Source organism: Bartonella sp. AD328YNZD (genome assembly GCF_042196425.1).
Genome location: NZ_JBHIQG010000551.1, coordinates 1 through 1,127, shown reverse-complemented (window position 1 = coordinate 1,127; position 1,127 = coordinate 1). Strand labels below are relative to the sequence as shown.

Annotated in this window: 2 protein-coding genes; both read right to left on the bottom strand. The window is 33.1% G+C overall.

Features of this window, described 5'->3' with window-relative positions; translation table 11 throughout:
* Positions 1-361: 361 nt before the first annotated feature.
* Complete coding sequence (locus tag ACFIO3_RS13580; RefSeq protein WP_375615199.1) at positions 362-631, bottom strand: type II toxin-antitoxin system YafQ family toxin; 270 nt, start codon at positions 629-631, stop codon at positions 362-364.
* Between the two features lie 4 nt (positions 632-635).
* Positions 636-881, bottom strand: coding sequence for a hypothetical protein (locus ACFIO3_RS13575; protein WP_375615200.1), 246 nt, complete (start codon positions 879-881; stop codon positions 636-638).
* Positions 882-1,127: the final 246 nt, after the last annotated feature.

The following is a 1,127-nucleotide window of genomic DNA, read 5'->3' as shown; positions in this document are numbered from 1 at the left end:
GCGATTAGCTCAGCTGGTAGAGCGCCTCGTTTACACCGAGGATGTCGGGAGTTCGAGTCTCTCATCGCCCACCATTCTGTTTTATATTCCTATTAAGTTTTTGATTCTTCATATATTTTTTTAAAGATAAGGGATGCCTAAATAAAGTTAGGGGAATAGGATTTTTAACATTTCTCTATAAAGCACGCTTCGCACAATGTTTCTAATGTTTCTTTGAAGTCTGCTAACGCTTCTTGATGTAAGCCATCTAAAAAGTTCTGTCACACGAAGAAACATTTTTTCTGATTCTAACAAATCTTTTTGAGATTTTCCTCAATTATTGCGAATCAAGAACTTTTTTCGGCGATTCAGAATTAGATTCTTACCTAAATAAATCTGAATGTGTTCCTGTTCTATCAAAATGGACTCGGTCTTCATCAACTATATAAATTAGTAACCAATCGGATTCTATATGAAGATCTCGACGGGGCTTCCAATTTCCTTGTAAGGCATAATCATTTAAAATAGATGGCAATTGCTGCTTATGAATCAGAAGTTGCATAACTTCTGTAAGCTTTTGCATATCCCTTCCACGCTTTTTTGCCCGTTTTATATCCTTTTTAAACTTTCCTGAATAACTTACTGAACGCATAATTTTAGAGATCTAATTGCTGGATTAAATCAGCTATATTGTCAGCATAAAAAATATCTTCATTGCTGTCCGTTTTATGAAAAGTTTCAAGTGTTTCCTTATTAGGTACCTTGTTATTTTCAACATAAACACGAATAAGATCACGTAAGATCTGAGATGCTGGGCGGTGTTTTCTTTCAGCTATAGCCATAAATGCATTTTTTAGATTTATATCTACTTTAGCTGCTATAAGTTCACTTTTTACACTCATCACATTGTCTCTTTAAGCACTTTAATAGTTATATATTATTTAACTTAGTTAAACATAGTTTAACTTGTCATTAATATCAATCTTTTTTCTTTAAAGGAGAGATTTGATATCTAACTTTTTGTTATCCATCTTTTAAGATGTAAGAAGCTATTCTCTATGGCATCCACAAAACGGGAAAAATCTATTACAAACATAAAGAGAATGAAGGCAATCCACTTCATGATGCGTGACATCATCTTTAAGCCT